The 16,012-nt window shown below is 63.4% G+C and carries 14 protein-coding genes; 6 read left to right on the forward strand and 8 right to left on the reverse strand.

Annotated features, from left to right (window positions below):
• Positions 1–122: 122 nt before the first annotated feature.
• The 4 genes from AB5Y54_RS07440 to argC are packed head-to-tail and all read right to left on the reverse strand — an operon-like array spanning position 123 to position 4,168.
• Positions 123–1,358: an argininosuccinate synthase gene (locus AB5Y54_RS07440; protein ID WP_010675687.1), complete on the reverse strand. Its 1,236-nt coding sequence runs from the start codon at positions 1,356–1,358 to the stop codon at positions 123–125.
• Between the two features lie 56 nt (positions 1,359–1,414).
• A complete protein-coding gene (locus AB5Y54_RS07445; protein ID WP_010675688.1) occupies positions 1,415–2,332 on the reverse strand; it encodes an ornithine carbamoyltransferase in 918 nt (305 codons plus the stop codon).
• Between the two features lie 25 nt (positions 2,333–2,357).
• Positions 2,358–3,137 (reverse strand): acetylglutamate kinase, encoded by a 780-nt coding sequence (gene argB / locus AB5Y54_RS07450; protein WP_010675689.1) that lies wholly within the window; start codon positions 3,135–3,137, stop codon positions 2,358–2,360.
• A 23-nt stretch (positions 3,138–3,160) separates the two neighbouring features.
• Positions 3,161–4,168, reverse strand: a complete 1,008-nt coding sequence (gene argC, locus AB5Y54_RS07455) for an N-acetyl-gamma-glutamyl-phosphate reductase (RefSeq protein ID WP_010675690.1) — start codon at positions 4,166–4,168, stop codon at positions 3,161–3,163.
• A gap of 261 nt (positions 4,169–4,429) precedes the next feature.
• On the opposite strand from argC, the gene argE reads away from it, so the two are divergent.
• Both argE and ppc read left to right on the forward strand, forming a co-directional pair.
• Positions 4,430–5,575, forward strand: a complete 1,146-nt coding sequence (gene argE / locus AB5Y54_RS07460; protein ID WP_039040568.1) for an acetylornithine deacetylase — start codon at positions 4,430–4,432, stop codon at positions 5,573–5,575.
• A 213-nt stretch (positions 5,576–5,788) separates the two neighbouring features.
• The gene (ppc, locus tag AB5Y54_RS07465) at positions 5,789–8,422 is read left to right on the forward strand and encodes a phosphoenolpyruvate carboxylase (protein WP_368153417.1); all 2,634 of its coding nucleotides are present in this window, start codon (positions 5,789–5,791) and stop codon (positions 8,420–8,422) included.
• Positions 8,423–8,588: 166 nt separating this feature from the next.
• Here ppc and AB5Y54_RS07470 read toward each other — a convergent pair whose 3' ends face one another.
• A complete protein-coding gene (locus tag AB5Y54_RS07470) occupies positions 8,589–10,022 on the reverse strand; it encodes a diguanylate cyclase (protein ID WP_368153418.1) in 1,434 nt (477 codons plus the stop codon).
• Between the two features lie 230 nt (positions 10,023–10,252).
• On the opposite strand from AB5Y54_RS07470, the gene ybaK reads away from it, so the two are divergent.
• On the forward strand, positions 10,253–10,723 hold the full coding sequence (gene ybaK / locus AB5Y54_RS07475) for a Cys-tRNA(Pro) deacylase (protein WP_368153419.1): 471 nt from the start codon (positions 10,253–10,255) through the stop codon (positions 10,721–10,723).
• Positions 10,724–10,848: 125 nt separating this feature from the next.
• On the opposite strand, the gene AB5Y54_RS07480 is transcribed toward ybaK, so the two are convergent.
• The 3 genes from AB5Y54_RS07480 to AB5Y54_RS07490 are packed head-to-tail and all read right to left on the reverse strand — an operon-like array spanning position 10,849 to position 12,529.
• Entirely contained in the window at positions 10,849–11,616 is a 768-nt protein-coding gene (locus tag AB5Y54_RS07480) for a GNAT family N-acetyltransferase (RefSeq protein ID WP_223914999.1), read from the reverse strand.
• Positions 11,606–12,043 (reverse strand): rhodanese-like domain-containing protein, encoded by a 438-nt coding sequence (locus AB5Y54_RS07485; protein ID WP_069651919.1) that lies wholly within the window; start codon positions 12,041–12,043, stop codon positions 11,606–11,608. Before AB5Y54_RS07485 ends, AB5Y54_RS07480 begins: the two co-directional genes overlap by 11 nt.
• Positions 12,044–12,061: 18 nt before the next feature.
• Entirely contained in the window at positions 12,062–12,529 is a 468-nt protein-coding gene (locus tag AB5Y54_RS07490; protein WP_368153420.1) for an OsmC family protein, read from the reverse strand.
• 252 nt (positions 12,530–12,781) lie between these two features.
• Here AB5Y54_RS07490 and AB5Y54_RS07495 point away from each other — a divergent pair, with 252 nt between their 5' ends.
• From AB5Y54_RS07495 to AB5Y54_RS07505, 3 genes are all read left to right on the forward strand, one after another.
• The gene (locus AB5Y54_RS07495; RefSeq protein WP_113977623.1) at positions 12,782–14,209 is read left to right on the forward strand and encodes a PLP-dependent aminotransferase family protein; all 1,428 of its coding nucleotides are present in this window, start codon (positions 12,782–12,784) and stop codon (positions 14,207–14,209) included.
• Positions 14,210–14,311: 102 nt separating this feature from the next.
• Positions 14,312–15,196, forward strand: a complete 885-nt coding sequence (locus AB5Y54_RS07500; RefSeq protein ID WP_258057302.1) for a hypothetical protein — start codon at positions 14,312–14,314, stop codon at positions 15,194–15,196.
• Positions 15,180–16,010: an ABC transporter substrate-binding protein gene (locus tag AB5Y54_RS07505; RefSeq protein WP_223933103.1), complete on the forward strand. Its 831-nt coding sequence runs from the start codon at positions 15,180–15,182 to the stop codon at positions 16,008–16,010. Before AB5Y54_RS07500 ends, AB5Y54_RS07505 begins: the two co-directional genes overlap by 17 nt.
• The last annotated feature ends 2 nt before the right edge of the window (positions 16,011–16,012 follow it).

Below are 16,012 nucleotides of genomic sequence, written 5' to 3' on the forward strand. Positions count from 1 at the left end.
CACAGAAGCGGCCGGGGCGCTGCCGCTCTTGTCACACCTGCCGATGATGGCTCAGGGGCCATGCCCTCTGCCTATAGAAGAGGGGGCCATGCCCCCTCGAATCAACGGGTGATAGCGCTTGTTTAGCCGTGGGTATGGTCGCCACCGATGGCTTGATGCTGCTCTTTCATGGCGCGGATCCGGCTCGCCAGGGTGTAGAGACGGATGAAGCCTTCGGCATGGCTCTGATCGTACACTTCGTCGGCACCGAAGGTGGCGAAGTCTTCGGAGTAGAGGCTGTTCGGCGACTTCTTCTGCACCGCGGTGACCTGACCCTTGTACATCTTCAGCACCACTTCACCGTCGAGCTCCTCGGCAATGGCGTTGGCGGAGGCGACAATGGCCTTGCACAGCGGGGTGAACCAGCGACCGTCATACACCAGGTGGGAGAACTCGGCGCCGAGTTTTTCCCGCCAGGCGCGGGTCGGTCTGTCCAGTACCAGCTCTTCCACGGCGCGCAGTGCGGCAACCATCACGGTACCACCCGGGGTCTCGTAGCAGCCACGGGACTTCATGCCCACCATCCGGTTCTCGGTGATGTCGATCCGGCCCACGCCGTGCTTGCCGGCACGCTCGTTCAGGGTGGTCAGGATCTGGTGCGGGCTGAGCGGCTGATCGTCTACGGCGACCACTTCGCCCTTGGCCACGGTCAGCTTGACGTATTCCGGCTCGTTCGGGGCATCCTCTGCAGAGACGGTCCACTGCCAGACCGCTTCGGACGGCTCGTTCCAGGTGCTCTCCAGCTCGCCACCCTCGGTGGAGATGTGCCAGGCGTTGGCGTCACGGCTATAGATCTTCTTCAGGGTCGCCTTGCAGGGGATGTTGCGGGCTTCCAGATAGGCCAGCAGATCTTCCCGGGAGCGCATGTCCCACAACCGCCAGGGGGCGATCACTTTCAGCTGGGGCGCCAGAGCAGCTACCGCCCCTTCGAACCGCACCTGGTCGTTGCCCTTGCCGGTGCAACCGTGGGAGATGGCATCAGCCCCTTCTGCCAGGGCAGCCTCGACCATCGCCTTGGCGATCACCGGACGGGCCATGGAGGTGCCCAGCAGGTAGGTGCCTTCATAGACGGCGCCGGTCTTCAGGGTCGGGTAGACATACTCTTTGACGAACTCTTCCCGCAGATCCTTGACGATGCACTTGACCGCGCCGGAGGCGATGGCCTTCTGCTCGATCCCTTCCAGATCGTCACGCTCCTGGCCCACGTCGGCGACGAAGGCGATGATTTCAGCGTCATAGTGCTCCTTCAGCCAGGGAATGATGGCCGAGGTATCCAGTCCGCCCGAGTAAGCCAGTACGATCTTGTTGATTCCGCTCATTTACTTCTCTCCGTGATGATTCGATAAAAAGGGGTGATTCCGGGTCGGTTGCCGGATTACTTCTGGCCCTGTCCGAACAGGGTCAGCAGCACGGCGTTCTGGATATGCATCCGGTTTTCTGCCTCATCCATGATGAGGGAGGCTGGGCCGTCCATGACCTCCGAGGTGATCTCCAGCTCCCGGTGGGCCGGCTGGCAGTGCAGCACGTGCTGGATGCCGGTCCGATCGAGCAGGGCCTGGTTGATCTGATAAGGCATGAAGATATCTTTTACCTGCTCCATTGGTGTGTTGTCACCCATGGAAACCCAGGTATCGGTATAAACCACGTCAAAGCCTTCGATATCCGCGACATCATCGCTGATATGTATGGTCGCGCCAGATTGAGCTGCCAGCGCCTGGGCCTGCAGGAAGATCTGGGTATCCGGGCCATGGCCTTTCGGGCAGACCAGGGTCACATCGGTGCCGAGGGTCGCCCCCAGCAGCAGCAGGGAGTGGCTCACGTTGTTGCCATCGCCGAGATAGGCCAGCTTCACCTTGGACAGATCGCTGTAGTGCTCGCTGATGGTCATGAAATCCGCCAGCCCCTGGCAGGGGTGGTAGAGGTTGCACAGGCTGTTGACCACAGGCACCGAGCCGAACTCGGCCAGCTCGACCAGGGTCTGGTGATCGAACACCCGGGCGACGATGGCGTCACACCAGCGGGACAGGTTGCTGGCGAAATCCTTCACCGACTCCCGCTTGCCGAGCGCGCCGTTCTGCTGATCCAGATAGACACTGTGACCACCCAGTTTGGCGATGCCGATGTCGAAGGTGACCCGGGTACGCAGGGAGGGCTTCTCGAACAGGGTGACCACGCTCTTGCCCGCCAGGGCCTGGCTGTATTTCTTCGGATCGGCCTTGACCGCTTTGCCAAGCGCCAGCAGCGCCTCGATCTGGGCCTTGCTTAAATCACTGTCTTTCAGAAGATGTTGCATCGGATTGTCCTTTTCCCGGTGGAGATCAGAGGGTGACCTGGGTGCCGACCGCGCCGCCAGCCAGCAGCTTGAGCAGCTGATCCGGGTAGCGCCAACTGGCGACACAGACCGGCTTGCCCAGAGTTTCGGCGGCGTGCAGGGCGGCTTTCACCTTGACGGCCATGCCATCCGTGATAACGCCCTTCTCCATCAGGTCCAGCGCGCTCTGCTTGTCCAGTTGCGGCACCAGCTTGCCCTTGCCATCCAGAATGCCGCTCACATCCGACAGCATCACCAGATCGGCGCCCAGCGCTTCGGCGATGGCGGTGGCCGCCTGATCCGCATTGACGTTCATCATCTGTCCGTCGGCGGTAATGCCGATGGAGCTCACCACCGGCAGGAAGCCCTGCCCCAGGATGCCGGCCACCAGCGCCGGGTTGCCCGGTTTGCAGTCACCGACCGCACCGAGATCCGGATCGAGCTGGGTCACCTGGCACAGACCGCCGTCGGCGAGGCACAGACCCACAGCAGGAATGCCGGTGGAGATGGCCTTGGCCATCATCATCTTGTTGGCGGTACCGGCCAGGGCACCGGCAATCACGGGGATCTGCTCGAACGGGGTCACCCGCAGGCCGTTCTTCTTGGTGGAGGTCATGCCCAGCCCCTTGAGCAGGTCGTCCACCAGGCAGCCACCACCGTGCACCAGCACCAGAGGACGGTGCTGATCATCCAGGAAGGTCTTCAGGGTGGCGAACAGGGCGGTCAGGGCCTCGTCGTTCTCGATCAGGGCACCACCCAACTTGATTACCAGCGTCTGCTTGTCCATCTTCTCGATCCTTTCTTAAAGCGTTAAATCAGGCCGGTGGCCGGTTCAAAACCAAACTTGATATTTATGCACTGCATGGCTTGCGAGGCGGCCCCCTTGAGCAGGTTGTCGATGGCAGAAACCACCACCAGCATGTTGCCCTGCTGCTGCCAGGCGATGTCGCAGTAGGGCGTGCTCGCCACGCCGCGGATGGAGGGCATCTGGCCGGTGAGGCGTACCAGCGGCTTGCCTTCGTAGGCCTTGAGGTAGGCCTGATCCACCTGGGTCGGCGTCACCCCTTCCGCCAGTTGCACATAGATGGTGGCCAGGATGCCCCGCACATAGTTGCCGAGGTGGGGCTGGAACAGCACCTCCTTGCCGAGGTGGTGGCTGATCTCCGGCTGGTGCCTGTGATTGAAGGTGCCGTAGGGATTGAGGCTCACTTCGCAGAAACTGGTGTTGATGGCGGCCTTGCGACCGGCCCCGGAGACGCCGGAAACCGCATTGATGATGGGCTGCCACCCCTGGGCAATCAGCCCGGCCTGTTGCAGCGGCTTGAGAGCGCACAGGGAGGCGGTCGGGTAGCATCCCGGCACGGCAATCAGCTGAGCGGCCTTGACGGCATCGGCATTCCACTCGGCCAGACCGTAGGCGGCCTGCTCCAGCCACTGCTCATTCTCGTGGGTGAAGCCGTAGAAGGAGGAGTAGAACTGCTGATCGTTGACCCGGAAGGCACCGGAGAGATCGAACACCGGCAACCCCTTGGCCAGGAACTTGGGCGCGAGTTCTGCACTCACCTCGTGAGCAGTGGCCAGCACCACCAGATCGGCCTGGGTCAGGATCCGGGTCATGCCGTCTTCGTCCAGGGGCAGCAGCGGCTGATCCAGCTTGCCCACCCACTGGGGATGCAGGGAAGAGAAGCGCTTGTGGGCGTCCTGGCTGCCGGCGGAAACATAGAGGCCGAACAGCTCGAGTTGTGGATGGTTCTGGACCAGAGCGGCCAGTTCGGCCCCCGCGTAGCCACTGGCACCGACGATAACGGTCTTAAGCATGTTTGAGTATTCCAAGTCTGGGTTCGAAATTCACAGCATGGTGCTGCGGTGCAAGGGGTCGGCTATCGCCCCTTTGATGCAACGAGTGCGGAGGGGCAATTCAGGCGGATATGCGTCGTCGGTTACAGATCAGGTGACAGAACATTAACTTTCCCTTACAACTAGAGGCCTTGTCGATGAGCACTCGAACAGAATATTCATGCACTCACTTTGCATTTGTATTTTCTAACAGAAACACTCCGGGGACGCAAGGAGGAGCTGATGGCCAAACTGGATTTTTTTTCACTTTATAAGAATATTATTGCGATTCCCTCTATCAGCAGCACGGATACTCGCTGGGATCAGAGCAATGAGGCGGTGATCCGGCTGCTGGCCGACTGGTTCGGCCAGCTTGGGTTCCAGTGCGAGGTCACGGCCCTGCCGGATCTGCCGGGCAAGTTCAACCTGGTGGCGACCTATGGTCAGGGAGAAGGGGGGCTGCTGCTCGCGGGTCACACGGATACCGTTCCCTTCGATGAAGGAGCCTGGACCAAAGACCCCTTCAAGGTGACCGAAGAGGGCAACCGCCTGTACGGGCTCGGCACCATCGACATGAAGGGCTTCTTCGCCTTTATCGTGGAAGCGCTCAAGGAGGTCGACCTCAAGACCCTGAGCAAGCCGCTGCGCATCCTGGCCACCGCCGATGAAGAGACCACCATGGCCGGGGCCCGCGCCATCGCCGCCGCAGCTGAACTCAAACCCGATTACGCGGTGATCGGCGAACCCACCGGGCTGGTGCCCGTGGTGGCCCACAAGGGCCACATGTCGGAAGCTATTCGCATCACAGGCCGAAGCGGCCACAGTTCGGATCCCGCCAACGGCGTCAATGCCATGGAGATCATGCACAAGGCCATGGGTCAGGTGCTCAGGCTCCAGCAGGATCTGAAGGAGAAGTACGCCGACCATCGCTTCGCCGTGCCCCAGCCCACCCTGAACCTCGGCTACATCCAGGGGGGCGACAGCCCGAACCGCATCTGCGGCTGCTGCGAGCTGCACATCGACATGCGTCCCACCCCGCAGGTGGGTCCCGACGAGCTGATGGGCATGCTGAAAGAGGCGCTCTCCCCCATCGAGATCCACCAGCCCGGCTGCCTGCACCTGCAGCACCTGCACGAACCCATTCCGGCCTATGCCTGCCAGGATGACTCCGAGCTGGTGCGGGAGGCGGAAAAGGCGAGCGGCCGGGCCGCCGAGTCCGTGAACTATTGCACCGAAGCCCCCTTTATCCAGCAACTGGGTTGCGAGACCATAGTGATGGGCCCAGGCCATATCACCCAGGCCCACCAGCCCGATGAATACCTGGATCTGTCGTTCGTCAAACCGACCACGGCGGTGCTGCAGCACCTGATCCGGCGCTTCTGCGTCTAGCCAAATAGGGATGTAAGTAAGTTACATGACAGGCGCCTTGGGACAGGTGAGGGAAATACATGTTCTGAATCGGCTTGTTATTTGACCTTGCGCAGACAATCTGGGTAGATTGTCCCCCTAAGATGACGGAGCATATGTTGTAATCGCACAACAATAAGTGAGGTCGCCTCCCGCCTGGAAGGTCAGGAGGCACCAACAAAATAAGGATGTGGAATGAACGAAAAGTACGCCGCACTACGGGCCAACGTAGGCATGTTGGGCCAACTGCTGGGTAAATCCATCAAGGATCATCAGGGGCAGGCCTTCCTCGACAAGATTGAGACCATTCGCCAACTGGCCAAGTCTTCCCGCAAGGGGAACGAGGCAGACAGAGAGCGCCTGCTCGACACCCTGCGTACCCTCTCCGATGACGAACTGCTGCCCGTGGCCCGTGCCTTCAGCCAGTTCCTCAACCTGGCGAACGTGGCGGAGCAGTTCCACACCATCTCCCGTCGCTGCGAAGAGCAGGTCTGCACCCCGGACCCGCTGGAGCAGATGTTCGACAAGCTGAAAGCCTCCAACCTGTCCCAGGAGGCCATCATCCAGGCCGTGCGCGAGCTGGACATCGATCTGGTGCTGACCGCTCACCCCACCGAGGTGACCCGTCGTACCCTGATCCACAAGCACGTGCAGCTCAACGACTGCCTCGAGGCCCTGGAACTCTCCGATCTGCTGCCCCGCGAGCGGGACAAGATCCAGAGTCGCATCGAGCAACTGGTCAACCAGGCCTGGCACACCAACGAGATCCGCGAACAGCGCCCGACCCCGGTGGACGAAGCCAAGTGGGGCTTCGCCGTGGTGGAAAACAGCCTGTGGCCGGCCATCCCCGAATTCATGCGCAATCTGGACGAGCGCCTGCAACACCATCTGGGTGTGCGGCTGCCGCTGGATGCCGCGCCGGTCAAGTTCACCTCCTGGATGGGCGGTGACCGCGACGGCAACCCCTTCGTCACCGCCAAGGTGACCGCCGAAGTGCTGGAGCTGGGCCGCTGGATGGCGGTGAGCCTGTTCTACAAGGACATCAAGGAGCTCACCTCCGAGCTCTCCATGGCCGATTGCACTGACGCCGTGCGTGCCCGGGTCGGTGATAACCCGGAACCCTATCGCGCCCTGGTACGCGAGCTGCGCGAGCAACTGCGCGAGACCCAGGAGTACCTGACCGCCAAGGTACAGGGCCAGGCGAGCGAGAGCAGGGATCTGGTCAAGAGCACCGCCCAGCTGCGCGAGCCCCTGGAGCTCTGCTACCACTCCCTGCACGCCTGCGGCATGGGCAACATCGCCGACGGCATGCTGCTGGACGTGCTGCGCAAGCTGGCCTGCTTCGGCATCCACCTGGTCAAGCTGGACATCCGTCAGGATGGCGAGCGTCACGGCCAGGTCTTCTCCGAGCTGACCCGCTACCTGGGTGTGGGCGACTACGCCGAGTGGAGCGAAGAGGACAAGCAGGCCTTCCTGCTGCGCGAGCTGAACTCCCGCCGCCCCCTCATCCCGAGCGACTGGGAGCCCAGTGCCGAAACCCGCGAGACCATCGACACCTGTCGCGTCATCGCCCAGCACGACCCCGATGCATTCGGCATCTACATCATCTCCATGGCCGGTGCCCCGTCCGATGTCTTGGCGGTCCAGCTGTTGCTGAAGGAAGCTGGCTGCAAGTTCCGCATGCCGGTTGCCCCGCTGTTCGAGACCCAGGAAGACCTGATGGCGGGCACCGCCGTGATGGAACGCCTGCTGTCGGTGGACTGGTATCGCGGTTACATCCAGGGCCGTCAGTACGTGATGATCGGCTACTCCGACTCCGCCAAGGATGCGGGCATGATGGCCGCTGGCTGGGCCCAGTACGCCGCCATGGAATCCCTGGTGGCGCTGGCTGAAGCCAACAACATCCGCCTCACCCTGTTCCATGGCCGCGGCGGTACCGTCGGCCGTGGCGGCGCCCCCGCCCATCAGGCGATCCTGTCGCAACCCCCGGGATCCCTGCGCGGCGGCCTGCGGGTCACCGAACAGGGGGAGATGATCCGCTTCAAGTTCGGCTTGCCGAAGGTGGCCATCCAGAGCCTGAACCTCTACACCAGCGCCGTGCTGGAGGGGAACCTGCTGCCGCCGCCCAAGCCGAAAGAGAGCTGGCGCGCCGTGATGGAGCAGCTGGCGTCTGTCTCCTGCGATCACTACCGCAGTATCGTGCGCGGTCACCCGGACTTCGTGCCCTACTTCCGTGCTGCCACCCCGGAGATGGAGCTTGGCAAGCTGCCGCTCGGTTCCCGCCCCGCCAAGCGCAAGCCCAACGGCGGTGTCGAGAGCCTGCGCGCCATCCCCTGGATCTTCGCATGGACCCAGAACCGGCTGATGCTGCCGGCCTGGCTCGGCGCCCACAAGGGATTGCAACAGGCCATCGACGACGGCCAGAAGAGCGTGCTGGACGAGATGAGTCGCCAGTGGCCCTTCTTCCGCACCCGTCTCGAAATGCTGGAGATGGTGTTCCTCAAGGCCGACCTCTGGCTGGCGGAATACTATGACACCCGCCTGGTGCCGGAGAACCTGTGGGCACTCGGCAAGCAGCTGCGTCAGGAGCTTGCCGACTCCATCGAGGTGGTGCTGAAACTGCGCCCGCAGGGCGACCTGCTGGACGATCAGCCCTGGATCAAGGAGTCCATCAAGCTGCGCAACCCCTACACAGACCCGCTCAACGTGCTGCAGGCCGAGCTGCTCAATCGCTCCCGCAACCACCCGGAGACCCTGCACCCCGAGCTGGATCAGGCGCTGATGGTCACCATCGCCGGCATCGCCGCCGGCATGCGCAACACCGGCTGAGCCCGGACCGTTGCAAACAAGGGCGCCCCGGCGCCCTTTTTCGTCTCTGCCGGGCACGGGGATCCCGATATTGCCGCCAGCACAGCCCCCTCTAAGGGAAAAAAACATCCACAACAAACAGGGCGCCATGATGGCGCCCTGTTTTATTTCGCGATATAGCCTCTCATCAGGAGACCTGGTTGCGACCCCGACGTTTTGCCTCGTAAAGTCGCTGGTCCACGCATTGAAGCCAGTCATCCATGCGCCTGTAACTCATCTGATAGGGGGTGAGCCCCACGCTGATGGTGACGGTGATCGCCTGGTGCTGGTACAGGAAGGTGTGCTGCTCCACCTGGCGCCGGATGCGCTCCATGATGGTGTGGGCCTCCTCCAGGGTCGTGCTCCGCAGCAGCAGGATGAACTCCTCCCCGCCAAATCGCGCCACCAGATCCTTGCTGCGCACCGCCTGCATCAGGAGCCCCGCCAGCGACGCCAGCACGGCATCTCCGGCAAGGTGTCCATATACATCATTGATTTGCTTGAAGAAGTCGATATCTATCAAGGCCAGGCAGCAGGCCTCCCCTTCGGCGGGATGGTGCTGGACGTGATCCAGCAACACGTTTGCCTGCTGGAAAAAGCTGCTGCGGTTGGGCAGCTTGGTCAAGAAGTCGTGCTCGGCGTTGAAGCGCAGCACCCGCTCCATGCGGCTGCGCTCGTCCTCCAGGTTGCGGGCGTGGATAAGGGTGCCAAGGGCCGTGGTGAGGGGCTCGAGCAGGCTGACATGGGTCTCGTCAAAGCCACCCGGGCGGTTGGCCAGGGCGATCATGCCGATCGCCTCTCCCTTGTGGCGGATGGGAATGCCGAGGAAGCTCTCCAGGTGCGGATGACCACGGGGGGAGACACCGCGACTGGCTGGATGGCTCGGCAGATCGTTGCAGCACACCAGGGTATTGTGGGTCACCACGTGCCCAAACAGGTTGTCGAGCTTGCTGAAGATGAGCCCGCCCCGGCTCTGGCGCTGCTGCTCATACCAGGCATGGGTCGCCTCATCCCAGGAGACATTGGAGATGGAGGGGACATAGAGACTGGGACGACCATCCTCGTACTGGATGATGCCGATGAAACCATAGGAGCTTTCGCTCACGCTCAGCAGCTGCTCGAAGACGGTGTCGCAGGCGGAGCCGAGATTGCGATCGAGCAGAAAACTCTGGTGAGCGGCCACCACGATGTCAAACAGCTGGCTCTGCTGCTCGACCCGCTGCTTGGCCATCACAGCCGAGGTAATGTCGTGCGCCAGCTTGACCACCCCCAGCAGGATGCCTGCCTCGTCGGTCACGGGCATGTAGGTGGCATGGAGCCAGAGGGGGTTGCCACCTTGCCTGACCCGGCGAAACTCCCCCGACTGGATCTCGCCACCTAATACCCTCTGCCAGAAGAGATCATGCTCGGCCTGCAGATCCGGCGGCAAGAGCATGAGATGGGACTGGCCCAACAGCGCTTCGGGGGGATAACCCAGCATGTCGCAAAACAGGGGATTGACCGACACCATGCGACCATCGAGATCGAACTCGACCATGCCATAGGCCCGATCAAGGGCGGTCAGCCTGGCTGAGGGTCTCATATCGATCCATCGCGTCGATATCGCGAGCGCAAAGTGCTGTGGTATTCATGGCTACGATTCCTTTCGATCGCCGGCGCATTGCATTGGAATGCGGGGACAAGTGCCCAAATCATAGGATCCGGCACCCGGTTACGCTAACACAGGCCCCGATTGGGTGTGAAGACTGGTTCTTGCCACATCCTGCTCCCGGGCGCAGACTGTCTGGCCTTGCCACGGTTCGAGGAGACCCCATGACACCCGCCATCAACTTGCTGAAGAAGCTGAAGATCCCCCACAAGCTCTACCCCTACGAGTGCGAAGCCCACGACGACTTCGGCAAGCATGCCGCTACCCAGCTGGGTCTGCCCCAGGCGCAGGTGTTCAAGACCCTGCTCGCCCATCACGACAAGCAGGCGGTGGTGGCCATCGTGCCCTCCTCGGGCATGTGCAGCCTCAAGCAGCTCGCCAAGGCCACCGGGCTCAAGAAGGTGGAGATGATGAAGCCGGCGGAAGCCGAAAAGCTGACCGGCTACAAGGTGGGCGGCATCAGTCCCCTGGCCCAGAAGAAGCTGCTGCCCACCGTGCTGGACGACTCCGCCATGGCCTTCGACGAGATCCTGGTGAGCGGTGGCAAGCGGGGGCTCTCGGTCGGGGTGGCGCCGGCAGACATGGTCCGGCTGATGAACTGGATTGCGGCCCCCATCGGCGATCATCACGACTGAACAAACAAAAGAGGCGCCATGACTGGCGCCTCTTGCGTCTGGATGTCGGATCTGGCGCCTTGCGGGCGAAGCGCCCAAGGAACCCGACCGGAAACCGCCCCGTCCCCGCGGGTGATCTGTCGCCCTCAGCACGCCGCAGAGCGGCAGGCGGCGGTCAGTTCGGAGAGTCGGCGACGCTGACGCCCGGCATGGTCGAAGTTGCCGTCCTCCAGCCAGCGCTCGAAGCACCCTTTCAGGGCGGGCCACTCGCTGTCGATGACGGAGAACCAGGCCGTATCCCGGTTGTGTCCCTTGTCCACCCGCGCCTGACGGAAGGTCCCCTCATAGTGAAAGCCGAGGCGCAGGGCCGCCTGGCGCGAAGGCAGGTTCAGGGCATTGCACTTCCACTCGTAGCGCCGGTATCCCAGAGCAAAGGCATTGGCCATCATCAACACCATGGCCGCCGTCGCCAGCCGTGACTGCTGCATGGCGGGGGAGAAGTGCAGCCAGCCCACCTCGATGCTGCCCGCCAGGGGATCGATGCGCAGGTAGCTCGCCAGTCCCAGCGCCCGTCCGCTCCCCTCGTCGATGATGCCGTAGAACTGGGGATCCCGCTTGGTGGCAACCTCCCGCAGCCAGACCCCCATGGCGGTCTCGTCCGCGAAAGGGCCGCTGGTCAGGTAAGTCCACATGGCCCCGCTGTCGGCACTGAATGCCTGCCACAGATCCCCCAGGTGGCGCTCGGGATCAAGGGGCTCGAGACGACAGCCCCAGCCATGCAGTGCGCGGTGGGGAGGGAACTCGGCGCCGCGCCATTCTGGCAGCGCACGCCCCAGAGGCTGCCCAAAGTCGTTGAAAAGGGCGGCGCCGGACAGGGAGGCGTCGCCCCCCTCATTGCAACGTTCAACAGGCACAGGCAATTCCCCCTTCCAGCAGCACTCCGGGCTCGCTGCCCGTGGCGACGGCGAAACCGTCCTGACGCCACCAGTGCAGACCCCCTATCAACTCCTTGACCTCAAACCCGAGGGACGCCAGCTTGTAGGCCCCCTGGGTCGAACCGTTGCAGCCGATGCCGTCGCAATAGCAGACATACACCAGGTTCCGGTCCAGTACCGCCGTGGTCGACGCCGTCATGGTCCTGTGGGGGAAGGAGATGGCGCCGGGAATGTGCCCCTCGGCATAGTGTGCGGGGGAGCGGGTATCGATGACCACGATCCCCGCCACCCCGGCCAGCAGATCGGCGGCCAGATCCGCCGGATCGGTACGAAACTTCAGTTGGGCCTCGAAAAAGGCGCTGGCTTCGGCGGCCCCTGCCACCCCTGTGCTCAATACATGACTCATCCTGAACGCTCCTGATGACTAGATGACGATCTCTGTGGTGACGAAGGTGTTGACCGAGTTGGCGATGAAGCACTCCTCATGGGCCTGGTGGTGCAACTGCTCCAGATCGGCCAGAGCGGGCTCCTGCTCTCCCCCGAAGATCACCCTGGGACGCAGGGTGACCCGGGTCATGGCGAGGCGACCTTGCCCGTTTTTCGCCATGATGCCGACCGCTTCGTCCCGGTAGCTCTCTACCCGATAGCCCGCCTTCGCCGCCAACCAGAGGAAGGTGAGCATGTGGCAACTGGACAGGGCCGCCACAAATGCCTCTTCCGGGTCCACATGTTCCGCCACCGAGTAAGGCAGCGGCACCACATGGGGAGAGGAGGAGGCCAGCACCCTGACCCCGCCATCAAACGCCCACTCATGGGCCCGGCTGTAACGCTGATCGACGAAGGGCTCATGCTCCCCCCGCTGCCAACTGATGGTGGCACTGTATTCCGACATGCAGACTCCTTGTGTTGCCAATCCGTGCCGCCCGCTGGCGCCACCCTGTGACCACCAATGTAGCGACAAAATGGCCTTGCCACGCCGACCAATTTTGCCAATATGGGCAGACCAATTTCATCGAGCCGCCACCATGACCATCCACCCCACCCGCTCTGCCCGTCAGTCACCAGCCCCACAGCCGCGCCATGCCCTGCGGGCAGGATCCCTGCCTCGAAAGAGGCGCAACCCCCGCGCCAACGGGAGCGCATCATGACCGTTCTGCCAACGCTCTTCGCCAGCCAGCAACAAGGGGATCTGCCCCTGCACGAACAACTGGTGCGTACCCTGCGCGAGGCCATCCTGGCGGGCCACCTGCCCCTGCACAGCCGCCTGCCCGCCAGCCGTCTCCTGGCCCGGGATCTCGGTATCTCCCGCAGCACGGTGGAACTGGCCTATGGCCGGCTCGAGGCGGAGGGGTATCTGGTGCGCAAGGTGGGCGCCGGCAGCTTTGTCGCCCTGGCGGCGGTGCGCCCCGCGCCGCGCCCGCCCCAGTCAGCGGCTGGCCTCTCCCGCCGCGGCCAGGAGATGGCCCTGGGTGGCGCCTGTCACGACGTGCCCGAGGTGGGCACCACCTTTGCTTCCAGCCAGCCGGATCCCCGTCTCTTCCCCCAGGCACTCTGGGGTCGGCTGATGCAGCAACAGTGGCGCCAGCGCGCCAGCGACTGGATGAACTACGGGGATCCCCAGGGGCTTGGGGAACTTCGCGCCGCCATCAGCAGCTATCTGGTGCAGTCACGCGGCGTGGTGTGCGAGCCGGATCAGATCCTGATCCTCACCAGCTCCCAGCAGGGGATCCTGCTGGCGACCCAGTTGCTCATCGATGCCGGTGACACCGTCTGGGTGGAAGACCCCGGTTATCCCGGGGCTCGCACCGCCATGGAGAGCGCCGGTGCCCGGGTGCATCCGGTGCCGGTGGATGAAGAGGGGCTCAACCCTCATGGGGATCATCCTGCACCGCGCCTCATCTACTGCACCCCAGCACACCAGTATCCCCTTGGCGTCCCCATGAGCCTGCCCCGCCGCATGGCGCTGCTGGCCGAGGCAGAGCGTCACGGCGCCTGGATCCTGGAGGACGATTACGATGGGGAGTACCAGTATGATCAGCGTCCCCTGCCCGCCCTGCAGGGGCTCGACGGCCAGGGGCGGGTGATCTATGTGGGCACCTTCAGCAAGGTGCTGTTCGGCTCACTGCGCCTCGCCTACCTGGTGCTGCCCAGGCCGCTGATGGACTCCTTCTGCCGCGCCCGGGCCGCCGTCGACGGCCACAGCAACCAGTTGCAGCAAGCGGTCACGGCAGACTTCATCCGGGGCGGGCACTTCGCCACCCACTTGCGCCAGAGCCGCCTCCTCTACCAGAGCAGACGGGATCTGCTGCTGGCGGAACTGGCCGAGCACTGCCCGGGGCTCACCCCCATCCACAGCGGCGCCGGCCTGCAGTGCGCCGTGCTGCTGCCCCCCGGTGGCGAGGCGCGCTGGACCGATGCCGCCAACGCCTGCGGGCTGGGGCTGCGCCATCTGGGCCAGTTCTACCTGGGCCCGCAGACACTGGAAGGGTGGCTGCTCGGCTTTGGCTGCCTCGACAACCAGACGCTGCGCCAGCTATGCCGTCGCCTGGGTCTCTTGATGAAATCCGCATGACCCCCTTCTCAAGAGGTCAGATCTGCCAGAGCCTGATAGCGCTGTGTCGACGGGAATGGCCCGTCTATACTGGGCACAATCCCGTTGCCGAACCCGGTCAAGATGCATCGAATCCTGCTCCTTTTGCTCGCCCTCTCCCTCCCGTCCCTCACGATGGCGGCCACCCGCTTCACCCTGATCACCGGGGAGACCCAACAGGATGTCCGCATGAATTATTACCGGGCGGCGATGCGGCTGGCGCTGGAGAAAACACGGCCCGATTACGGCGACTATGAACTGCTCGACGCCATCAGGATGAACAAGGCGAGGATGCGGCTCGAAGTGCAAACGCCGGGCAAGAATGCCCTCTTCATCGTCGACAGCTGGCCCCAGGAGATCCCTCAACCCGGTGTCACCCTGGTCCCCTTCCCCATCGATCTGGGCGTTCTCGGCTACCGGGTCTGTTTTGTCGGCAGCGCCCGTGCCCAGGCCCTGGCCGGGGTTCACACCCTGTCCCAGTTGCAGCAGTTCACGCAAGGGGTGGGCACAGGCTGGCGGGATGCCGACATCCTGCGCTACAACGGCTTCAGGGTGCAGGAGGTGGATAACTATGAGTCACTGTTTCGCCTGGTGGCCCGTGGCCGGATCGATCTCTTCTGCCGTGGTGCCAACGAGATATTGAGCGAGTGGAAAAACCACAGACCCGGCCTACCGGGGCTGACCGTGGATAGCCATGTCGCCCTCTTCTATCCGCTCATCCACTCCCTCTACAGCCACGCCACCTACAGCAAGGAGCGCGAGCGCCTTTTGCGCGGCCTGCAACTGGCCTGGAAAGATGGCTCCCTGCAGCGCCTCTGGCGCCAACATTTCCAGCCTTCCCTGGTCTTTGCCCGACTCGATTCACGCCAGATCTTCCGGCTGACCAACCCGCAGTTGCCCGACGAGAGCACCGACTACCGCGCCTATCTCTATGACCCGATGAGGGATGACTTTGGCATCGCTCCCTGACTGGCTCGCCGGTTCTCCCCTGTCAGGCAGGCTCCCCTTGCGCACTCTCTGCCTGGCGCTGCTGCTCTGGTTGCTGCCGACCTGCGTCATGGCCGCCCCCGGCAGCATTCGTGCCTGCATGGAGAACAGCGATTCGCCTCCCTGGTTGCTGATGTCCGGCGAGGGGATAGTGCAGTTCCACCTCAAGGAGGTGGCAAACCGGATCGGGCATCCCATCATTCTCACCCCCCTGCCCTGGAAACGCTGCCTCTCCCTCGTCAGCCAGGGCCAGCTCGATGCCGCCGTCAAGCTGAGCTACAGCGAAGAGCGTGCTCGCACCATAGGGGTCTACCCCATGCGACACGGGGCACCTGATCCCGCCAAGCGCCTGCTCACCGAGAGCTACAGCCTCTACCAGCCAAAAGGCGGACAGGTTCGCTGGGATGGCCGGCAGCTCGTCGCCCATGGCGTCATTGCGGCGCAGTCCGGTTTCTCCATCGTCGCCCAGTTGCAGGAGAGCGGTGTCAGGGTGGATGACTCCAGCAGGGAGCCACTGATCCTGCTCAAGAAGGTCGCGATGCAGCGCGCCGTTGCCGCCGCCCTGCAAACCGGGGTCGCAGAACGGACCCTGGCCGCCCACCCGCAGTTGCAGGCCACACTCGAGCGGATCACCCCTCCCCTGGTCGAAAAGCCCTACTACCTCATCTTCTCCCACCCCTTCCATCAAGCCCACCCCGATCTCAGCCAACAGGTGTGGGACGAGATTGAGGAGGTGCGACACTCCGCAGCCTATGCCCGCTTCGTCACAGGCATGGCGTCACCGGGGACCCCCTAACC

Source organism: Aeromonas sp. s9, from assembly GCF_040907765.1.
GTDB classification, from domain to species: Bacteria; Pseudomonadota; Gammaproteobacteria; order Enterobacterales; family Aeromonadaceae; genus Aeromonas; species Aeromonas caviae.

Excerpts from the sequence above, each read along its gene's own strand:
- AB5Y54_RS07495 (WP_113977623.1), top strand. The coding sequence starts at position 12,782 with ATGACCGTTCTGCCAACGCTCTTCGCCAGCCAGCAACAAGGGGATCTG.
- AB5Y54_RS07485 (WP_069651919.1), bottom strand. The coding sequence starts at position 12,043 with ATGAGTCATGTATTGAGCACAGGGGTGGCAGGGGCCGCCGAAGCCAGC.
- ppc (WP_368153417.1), top strand. The coding sequence starts at position 5,789 with ATGAACGAAAAGTACGCCGCACTACGGGCCAACGTAGGCATGTTGGGC.
- AB5Y54_RS07500 (WP_258057302.1), top strand. The coding sequence starts at position 14,312 with ATGCATCGAATCCTGCTCCTTTTGCTCGCCCTCTCCCTCCCGTCCCTC.
- AB5Y54_RS07440 (WP_010675687.1), bottom strand. The coding sequence starts at position 1,358 with ATGAGCGGAATCAACAAGATCGTACTGGCTTACTCGGGCGGACTGGAT.
- AB5Y54_RS07445 (WP_010675688.1), bottom strand. The coding sequence starts at position 2,332 with ATGCAACATCTTCTGAAAGACAGTGATTTAAGCAAGGCCCAGATCGAG.
- argE (WP_039040568.1), top strand. The coding sequence starts at position 4,430 with ATGGCCAAACTGGATTTTTTTTCACTTTATAAGAATATTATTGCGATT.
- AB5Y54_RS07490 (WP_368153420.1), bottom strand. The coding sequence starts at position 12,529 with ATGTCGGAATACAGTGCCACCATCAGTTGGCAGCGGGGGGAGCATGAG.
- AB5Y54_RS07470 (WP_368153418.1), bottom strand. The coding sequence starts at position 10,022 with ATGAGACCCTCAGCCAGGCTGACCGCCCTTGATCGGGCCTATGGCATG.
- argB (WP_010675689.1), bottom strand. The coding sequence starts at position 3,137 with ATGGACAAGCAGACGCTGGTAATCAAGTTGGGTGGTGCCCTGATCGAG.
- ybaK (WP_368153419.1), top strand. The coding sequence starts at position 10,253 with ATGACACCCGCCATCAACTTGCTGAAGAAGCTGAAGATCCCCCACAAG.
- argC (WP_010675690.1), bottom strand. The coding sequence starts at position 4,168 with ATGCTTAAGACCGTTATCGTCGGTGCCAGTGGCTACGCGGGGGCCGAA.